Genomic DNA, 7,644 nt, shown 5'->3' on the forward strand with positions numbered 1-7,644 from the left:
GCCCAGCGATCGATAGTCCGGCGGGTAACACCAAGGACGGTGGCGATGTCTTCGGGTGACTCACCTGTAATATACTTTGCCTCAGCAAGTTTAATTTTGTCGCCGTCTTTTTTCCGAGACATTATTTAGGACAATATAGAAATTATGATTTTATAGACAAAACCAGAATTCCCTACTGAGTAGCGATCGTAACCTTTTTATCTGATTTGTCTATCGTGTTTTTTATGGACGATTTTCCTCCAAAACGGGTTGAAGATGCCCTAAAATTTTGCTGTTGCTCTCCCTACTCAAGGCGTCAGATTTGTATTTACGCCGGAGGTGGGAGTAGTAGCCAGCATAATAGAGTCGCCACCACGATTGGAACGCCCAATTGAGCTTCCCGGACTACGAAGAAGCGAGGTAGTCACTCCATCAACAGAAAACATCGTCGGACGCTGGCAAAGATACGATAATATCAGCGCAGATAGTGGATATGATGGGCTTGGGCTTCGCACTTGTAAATACAACGCCTTATCAAGAATGCTACGCTGTGCCGTGAACCCGTGCGGCCCGTGTGAAGGGTGTACACATTATGAAAAACTTTGACTGGTTTACGGCACTGATGATGCTTGCCATTGCCGAAAACACCATCTGCTTTATTATTCAAGGTGGTTGGCTTGCTGTATTTGGGCTGATGTTTGGAGGTTTTTGGGTGTGGTTGGCAATTAATGACTGGAGACGACATCAAATTATCAAGGCGGATGCTGTGAGTCGGGCTGAAACTACCGACATACAGAGGATGTCAGAGGTTTTTCGGAGGGTAGCAAGAATAGGAATTAGTTCTTCTGAATTCTCCGATGCTTTGAACAATGCTTGCTCTGAGCCGCAATTCATTGGTGATGTGAGTTGCAAGTGGAATGCGGGATCGCCCTATATACGGTGTGCTATAAATCCCAGTGGAGAGTGCCAGGGGTGCAAGGATTATGAGAGAATTTGATTTATGAACTATCAGCAATATCTAGAACTCAAAGGTGAACCACCCATCAAGCTTGCCGACGGAAAATTCGGCTTACTAATTTGAGGCGATGAGAAAGAGGCTGGGATTCAAGTTTTTGGTGAGGAGCAGCTAAGATGGATACCATTGTCATCCATTGAGATTGTCGGCGATGGTGCGTTAACTGAAATTATCACATTCCCAAATAATTACTACTAGAGTCTTCCGGGTTAGATTCAAGATATCGGTCGGTAATTGCAATACTCGAATGCCCCATAGTTGTTCTAACTAAATGAATTGGAGCGCCGCGAGATAGTGCGTGCTGACAGTGGGCATGGCGTAACCAATGCAAAGAAACCTTTGAATTCACTCCAGACTCAAGTGCTGCATTCTTGATTATCTTGTGTGCCATCACTCTGTCGATGGCGTTGCCCGTAGCTCCCACAAATACGCATTCATGTCCGCGCAGTTGCTCTAATTCCATCCATACCGCAATAGGTACTAACACAGTCCGCAGCTTCTCACCTTTACCAAGTACCGTAACTTGTACAACTCCCGAATCACGCTCTTGAAAGTCATTCCACTTCAACCTACAAGCTTCGCTAACTCGCACCCCAGTAGCATAAACGAGTCGGAGAAAACAGCGATCGCGGACTGATAATTTAGGACAATTAACCAACTTCAAGACTTCGGTTTGTCTAAGGATGCGTCCAGCAAGGGAGACATCGCCTTTGGGCATCTTGAGTGCCGCCGCCACATTAAAACGGATGTAATTAAGTTTAGTGGCAAAGGTAAACAGCGACTTGACAACATTGAGCTTGCGTTTTTTGGTAGTGGCTTTAATGCCCCTCTCATCCCAGAAGGTAGAGTAAGCTTGCAAATCCTCTAATCTGCACTCTTGTAGTTCTTTATTTACGAAGACTAGGAAGGCTTGTATGTCACGACGATATTCTTTTTGGGTAGAAACTGGCCTGCCATGCAGCCACATTTCAATTAGTTTTTGGTCGGTGGAAACGCGAGATAAGGAACTCATGAAAGCTAGTATTTATAATGCTTTAGAGTTCCTATAACAAAAGCCCGGTTTTGTTTTTAGTCTTCTACATCTTTCCAGACTTTTCGCCCAACAATGGAATATACCCGATTTGCAGGAATATCCATACTTTTTGCTATCTGCCCAGACTTTTCACCACTCGCGCGACGTGCGCGTATCTCCTTTACTTGATCAATGGTTGTATAAACTTTCTTCGGTTGCCTGTTTGATCGTCCTTTAGCAACCCTATCAGCAATATTGTCCTGGTTGGTCCCAGCAAACAAGTGCGATGGGTTTACGCAAGCAGGGTTATCACAACGATGCAAGATGTGCATTCCGTTTGGTATAGAACCATTTACCAGGCGATAGGAAACTCTATGAGCCGTAAATTCTCTACGTCTAATAGAAAATTTACCGTACCTACCATTTATTTTGGAACCAAGCCAAAGCCAGCAATCGCCAGAGCTATCAACGCACGACCAGAATCTAGCCTCAACCTCTGGCGTAACACTCATCTCATTGATCGAAAAAATGGGACGAATTCGATTCCTTTGTAGCTGAGGCTTCCGACTCTTTTTCTTGCACTCCTTGCAAGCCCCAGCCCTTCCGTCCGATTTGCGCGAATCTCTATGGAAATTTTCTAAAGACTGTAAACGCCTACATCGGCAGCAGCACTTAGCTGTCACCGATTGATCGCATAATAAAAGCATGGCGGCATACCTCAATCACAGGTTTGTCGTTTAGAGGCTCGTAGTGTTACCAGCACTGGCGAGTCTCGCTATCCCTTATTATACAACGGTTTCGGGTTCATGCAGCCTGTTTTTTAGCAACAGGTGCAACTGTTTCCCTAAAAGCTTTCCCTGGCGAAAAACCAGGTACTCTAGTTGCTTGAATTTGAATGGGATCACCAGTGCGAGGATTCCTAGCTTCCCGTGCCGCCCGATCGCGCCGCTCAAAGCTTCCAAATCCCACCAATGTCACCTTCTCGCCATTGGCGACAGCTTCAATAATCGCCTCCAGCGTGGCAGTTAAAACCGCATCAGCTTGCTTTTTGGTAACACCAGCCTTATCAGCCAGAGCATCTACTAATTCACCCTTGTTCATAAAATGCCTCAAAGTGCCAGAACATAAGGAACTCTAACACCGATACCTCTTGATTGATAGGGGGAAAAGGAACAGAATTCAGGCAATTTTATGAATATTAACAATGGTCAGCTACTTTCACTTTTATTTGATCAACCGAAATTGAAAAAAGCGCTAAACCAAGCAATACCCTATATTTCAGTATCTAAAACCCGGACTATCTTAAATCTTAGATGTGCATCGATCGCAACACTTTCCACACTGCTGCAATATCGCCAAGAAATCTTCAAAAAAATAAATCCACTTCTAGGCTATGAAATATGTTTAGAATGTGAAGAAACTGGAGACAATAATATGGTTGCAACAGCAGAAAGAATCACCGAACAGGGCAGCGCCACGGAAAGATTTTTAAGCTTAGAGACTTTAGCAAAAGCTACATCAAAATCGCCCCAAGAAGTCAAGATGCTGCTAGGGCGGGCTAAAGAAGTAATTCACCCAACGGAAGACGGGGCGGAGATGATCACCGAAGCCGCCTTTGATGGCGTGGTTCTCCAATGGGCGCGATCATTCAAAGAAGAAAACGGCGCGGTCGCTACAACGACTCAGGCGGCAAGCGCCACAACTTCAAAACCCCGCAAACCATCAGCCAAAATCTTAATTTCGGAACTGGCGATCGCGGACATCATGATAATTAAAACAGGGGCAAACGCTGGTCTTCCTAACCTTGCTAGCAAAAGCGTTCAGTACACACTTGAAAACTTTTTCAATAAGGTCAAGCTTGAGGACACGACCAAGGTTGATGCCTTGAGCGCGTTTATTGAAGGCACAAGCGAATTCGGTCAGGCTTTACGCAAAAAGATTCTGGCTGCTTACAAGAAATTTACCAAAGGCGGCAACCCACAAGAAATTCAAGATCGCCTCATTGATGGCGCTAAAGCCTATCTGGAGAGTATGGCAGCAGTAGCGGCTGAGGATTAATATATAAAGTGCGATCGCCTTTACCCTACAAAATGCGTGTTGGGTGCGGACAGGGCGATCGCACTCACGGCAAGGCAGCACAAGTGACTCATGCGGTGGAAGCCACAATACAGGAAACTGGGGCGTGGACTTGGCGACGAAGAAAATAAGCGCTTGCAGGTTTGACTCCTGCTCTTGCCCTTGGCAAAAAGTTGCTTTAGCGTGAATACGAAGCAACTTGGCAAAGTGGCGAAATGGCAGACGCAGTACCCTTTGACCTGTAGGACGCTACAGTAGGGACGTGCAAGAAACGACGCTTGCGTACAGGTTCGATTCCTGTCTTTGCCCTTAAGGAACAGTCGGGGCCGATGAGCAAAACTAGACCCGCCCACGGTACACAAACACAGGATGCACTGTACTAGGGCCTGCATGGGTGACGCTGGAAACGAATGCGGTTAGCTCAAGCAGTTCAACTCTGCTCTGTTCCCATATCGGGAATTTTGGCTACGTACACCCCACAACAATTACGTAGCTTGCCTCCCACTAATTCCAACAATCTACCATCAACCCTATCTGGTGCAGCTGCTGCATACTCTAGCAATCTGCTGCTATTGCTTGATTGCTGGAATGGGCTAGAGGGAAGAGAAAGAGTTTACCTCCCCAAAGAAGTCAAGGAACCGCCCCAAGCCTGGAGCGATCGCGTCAAACGCACCACTTTTGATAATCGCTTTGAACCTGCAATCAAAGACTACGCTGGGCTTTTGAGCGTTTTTAGCCTCAATGAGGATACCGCCCAAAGCATTGAGGCAAATAAAGATAATATCGACTTGATGGGCAATGACTTGTGGACATTTTTCAACGAGGTCGATCAATACTGTCTGCGTGATGGGTGGTGCGGGGTTATGGTGGAATACCCGACCGAAGATCCCAGCATTGCATCACAATCAGATTTATTGGCAAGCGATCGCCGTCCATACTTGGTATTAATTGACCGCCGCGACATCCTCAACTGGCGAACCACTAAGGTAAACGGGAAACCGACTCTAGCACAAGTAACCATCCGTGAAACGCGATTAGAGCCAGATGGTGACTATGGTGAGAAAGAAGCAACTTATTATCGGGTATTGGTTCCAGGTGAATATTTCGTTTTTCAAATCCTTGAGGGCAATGGTGGTGAGGCGCAAACAATACTGGTTGAAAATGGTATTACAAGTCTTGATGAGATTCCCCTAGTTTATTACTCTGTCACTGAGTCGCAGTTATTTGCAGCCAAAGCCCCCTTCCTCAACTTGGCAAAACTCAATATCGAGTATTACCAGAAGCGTAGCCAGTTAAATGAAGTGCTTCGCAAATGTAACTTGCCAGTGCCGGTGCGAAAGGGCTTAATAAAGACGGTAGATGACATAAAAAAAGTCCCCCCTTTGGTGATTGGCCCCAACTCGGTGCTGGACATTCCCACAGACGGGGACTTTTTCTTTGCTGAACCTAGTGGGGTGGCGATCGCCGCTTCCAAAGACGACCTCAAAGACCTAGAAGCGGCGATGAAGGGGATGACGCTGGACTTTTTGACCAGTGGTGAACACCAAAAGACCGCTACAGAAGTACTTTTGGACTCCACCAAAACCAGCGCCAACCTCAAAGGCGTGGCCCGCCGGAAAGAGAGCGCAATACAACAAATATTTAAATTTTGGGTGGCTTACACCGGGGAAGCCGAGGGCGGTGGCATCACTCAAGATGAATCGCTGCTTTCAATACCACTCACACCAGAGCAAGTGGACAAACTGCAAAATCTTGCGGATTCTGGGCGGATTAGCGATCGCACCTTATTAATGCTCTTGCAGATGGGCAAAGTTCTACCACGCCAATTTGACATTGATGCCGAGGTGGAATTGACGGAGAAAAACGCCGTGAGAGATTTACCACAGGGTAATGATGACCCTGTACTTGCACCATGATTTACAGACTGGTTTCTCCAGAAGGACAAATGGATTTAGAAGTCCTGCCACAAATCCTGCTTGAATGGCAGCGTACCCTCAAGCTTTTGGATTGGGATATTTCAGCCTTTATCGCCCCAAGCGAAGAGATGGATTCCTCAGAGGGATTAGTTTATTGGGACTTGAACAAGAAGATTGCTGAGATAAAGATAGTTAGTCGTGAAGACTACCCATCTGATGCGATGTGCCCGTATTGCATTGAAAAGATTCTAGTACATGAATTACTGCATCTGCACTTTGCCCCATTTGATGCGAAGACCGGAACACTGAGAGGAACAGCCCAAGAACAAGCAATAAATGCGATCGCTCACGCTTTGGTGAAACTCAAATATGCAAACCTTTCGCCCCAAGGGGCAACCGCTAACTCTAGCCCAACTGCTTGACCTCGCCACCATCCGCCAATCTGAGGTGGATGAGATGGTTGAGCGATCGCATAAAACAATAAAACCCTTTGTCAATGCCCTACCAATTCGATCCATCAAGCCATAGATATCGGGACACGGAGACGGGGCGCTTTGTCAAGGTCGCTGATGTCACCAAGTTGATTGACGCGGAGGTAAACCGCCTAGAGGTGCGATTGAAGGGACACGCAAGGCTTTTGGCTCAAAACAAAATTGACATCCCTGAATTTCAAACCCGGATGGCGCAAAGCTTAAAAGAATCGCACCTACGGAACGCGGCCGTGGGTGCAGGAGGAACAAATCAATTGACTCCCACGCATTATGGCAAAGTGGGGGCGCAACTCAAGAAGCAGTACAAATATCTTCATGGTTTTGGGCAGGATTTGGCAGATGGGAAGCTGACACCAGAACAGGCGATTAGACGGGCTGGAAGTTATGCCAAATCTGCCAAGACTAGCTTTTTTGAATCTGAGTTTACTAGCCGGGGCAAATATGGATTTTATGCCAAGCGTCTACTAGATGCCCAATCCCGTCACTGTGCATCATGTATTAGTTATCAGAGGCTAGCCTGGACGCTGATTCAAAACGTTATTCCGCCTGGGGTGGATTGTGAGTGTGGGGGTCGATGTCGATGTCGGCTGGTATTTCGCAAGGTTTGAAGCAGGAAAAATCATGATGCATACTTTCACTCATGCAAAGTTGGACACCGATGAATCCTCCTTTCTCGTCAGTTATTGCTCTCGGACTCCAGAACTGACAATACTTACAGGGCGGCTCCTGAATGACTAGCGGCTTGATAACTTCACCTGACTTAAAAAATCCCCACGGATTAAATACTTTCATTTTTCACCCATATTAATGAATCGCCACCATCCATCCCCGCTTTGAAAAAGTCTTAACTCAATTGTTGTTACAGCAAGTGGTTTCGTGACAGGCATAACCATATCTTCTTCCAAAGAACAAGGTAATGAACGAATTGGTACAGGGGAGGCATTCGCTATCAATATCCTGTAGTCTCCGCATTCGGCGATCGCCTCCTCATGAGTAGCAAACCTCTTGTCAAGAATCTCTTGTATATTCACCATAAATTGGAACCATTAATTAACAATTACAAATTATTGATATGCCTTTTACTCTAGAACAAAGATATCAAATCCTCACCGCCCTCAATGAAGCGTACTTGAGAACTGACCAAATGCGATCGCA

General features: G+C 46.2%; 12 protein-coding genes and 1 pseudogene. 8 read left to right on the top strand and 5 right to left on the bottom strand.

Annotation, left to right across the window (positions count from 1 at the left end):
- Positions 1-122: helix-turn-helix domain-containing protein (locus tag VE944_RS34185; protein WP_414690154.1), on the bottom strand; the 122-nt coding region annotated here is incomplete at its 3' end.
- Between the two features lie 397 nt (positions 123-519).
- Between VE944_RS34185 and VE944_RS34190 the strand changes: the two genes are divergently transcribed.
- Together VE944_RS34190 and VE944_RS22680 are read left to right on the top strand one after the other, a co-directional pair.
- Positions 520-585 (top strand): DUF6464 family protein, encoded by a 66-nt coding sequence (locus VE944_RS34190; RefSeq protein WP_414690155.1) that lies wholly within the window; start codon positions 520-522, stop codon positions 583-585.
- A complete protein-coding gene (locus VE944_RS22680) occupies positions 572-976 on the top strand; it encodes a DUF6464 family protein (protein WP_324982236.1) in 405 nt (134 codons plus the stop codon). The genes VE944_RS34190 and VE944_RS22680 overlap by 14 nt, the downstream gene beginning before the upstream one ends.
- A gap of 190 nt (positions 977-1,166) precedes the next feature.
- Here VE944_RS22680 and VE944_RS22685 read toward each other — a convergent pair whose 3' ends face one another.
- The 3 genes from VE944_RS22685 to VE944_RS22695 form a co-directional block, all read right to left on the bottom strand.
- Positions 1,167-2,006 carry a tyrosine-type recombinase/integrase gene (locus tag VE944_RS22685; RefSeq protein WP_324982239.1) on the bottom strand — a complete coding sequence of 280 codons (840 nt, stop codon included), beginning with the start codon at positions 2,004-2,006 and terminating at the stop codon, positions 1,167-1,169.
- Positions 2,007-2,062: 56 nt separating this feature from the next.
- Entirely contained in the window at positions 2,063-2,518 is a 456-nt protein-coding gene (locus tag VE944_RS22690) for an HNH endonuclease signature motif containing protein (RefSeq protein ID WP_324982242.1), read from the bottom strand.
- A 292-nt stretch (positions 2,519-2,810) separates the two neighbouring features.
- Positions 2,811-3,107, bottom strand: coding sequence for an HU family DNA-binding protein (locus tag VE944_RS22695; protein ID WP_324982245.1), 297 nt, complete (start codon positions 3,105-3,107; stop codon positions 2,811-2,813).
- Between the two features lie 90 nt (positions 3,108-3,197).
- Here VE944_RS22695 and VE944_RS22700 point away from each other — a divergent pair, with 90 nt between their 5' ends.
- The 6 genes and pseudogenes from VE944_RS22700 to VE944_RS22725 all read left to right on the top strand — a co-directional run bounded on the left by VE944_RS22700 (position 3,198) and on the right by VE944_RS22725 (position 7,097).
- A complete protein-coding gene (locus VE944_RS22700) occupies positions 3,198-4,064 on the top strand; it encodes a hypothetical protein (RefSeq protein ID WP_324982248.1) in 867 nt (288 codons plus the stop codon).
- An 8-nt stretch (positions 4,065-4,072) separates the two neighbouring features.
- Complete coding sequence (locus VE944_RS22705; RefSeq protein WP_324982251.1) at positions 4,073-4,213, top strand: hypothetical protein; 141 nt, start codon at positions 4,073-4,075, stop codon at positions 4,211-4,213.
- Between the two features lie 70 nt (positions 4,214-4,283).
- Positions 4,284-4,391 (top strand): annotated as a pseudogene (locus VE944_RS22710).
- Between the two features lie 101 nt (positions 4,392-4,492).
- Positions 4,493-5,998, top strand: coding sequence for a DUF4055 domain-containing protein (locus VE944_RS22715; RefSeq protein ID WP_324982254.1), 1,506 nt, complete (start codon positions 4,493-4,495; stop codon positions 5,996-5,998).
- Positions 5,995-6,420 (top strand): hypothetical protein, encoded by a 426-nt coding sequence (locus VE944_RS22720; RefSeq protein ID WP_324982257.1) that lies wholly within the window; start codon positions 5,995-5,997, stop codon positions 6,418-6,420. Before VE944_RS22715 ends, VE944_RS22720 begins: the two co-directional genes overlap by 4 nt.
- Positions 6,421-6,494: 74 nt before the next feature.
- Positions 6,495-7,097, top strand: a complete 603-nt coding sequence (locus tag VE944_RS22725; RefSeq protein ID WP_324982260.1) for a hypothetical protein — start codon at positions 6,495-6,497, stop codon at positions 7,095-7,097.
- A 180-nt stretch (positions 7,098-7,277) separates the two neighbouring features.
- On the opposite strand, the gene VE944_RS22730 is transcribed toward VE944_RS22725, so the two are convergent.
- On the bottom strand, positions 7,278-7,523 hold the full coding sequence (locus VE944_RS22730) for a hypothetical protein (protein ID WP_324982263.1): 246 nt from the start codon (positions 7,521-7,523) through the stop codon (positions 7,278-7,280).
- Positions 7,524-7,644: the final 121 nt, after the last annotated feature.

It is taken from the genome of Nostoc sp., from assembly GCF_035638895.1.
Taxonomy (GTDB): Bacteria; Cyanobacteriota; Cyanobacteriia; order Cyanobacteriales; family Nostocaceae; genus Nostoc.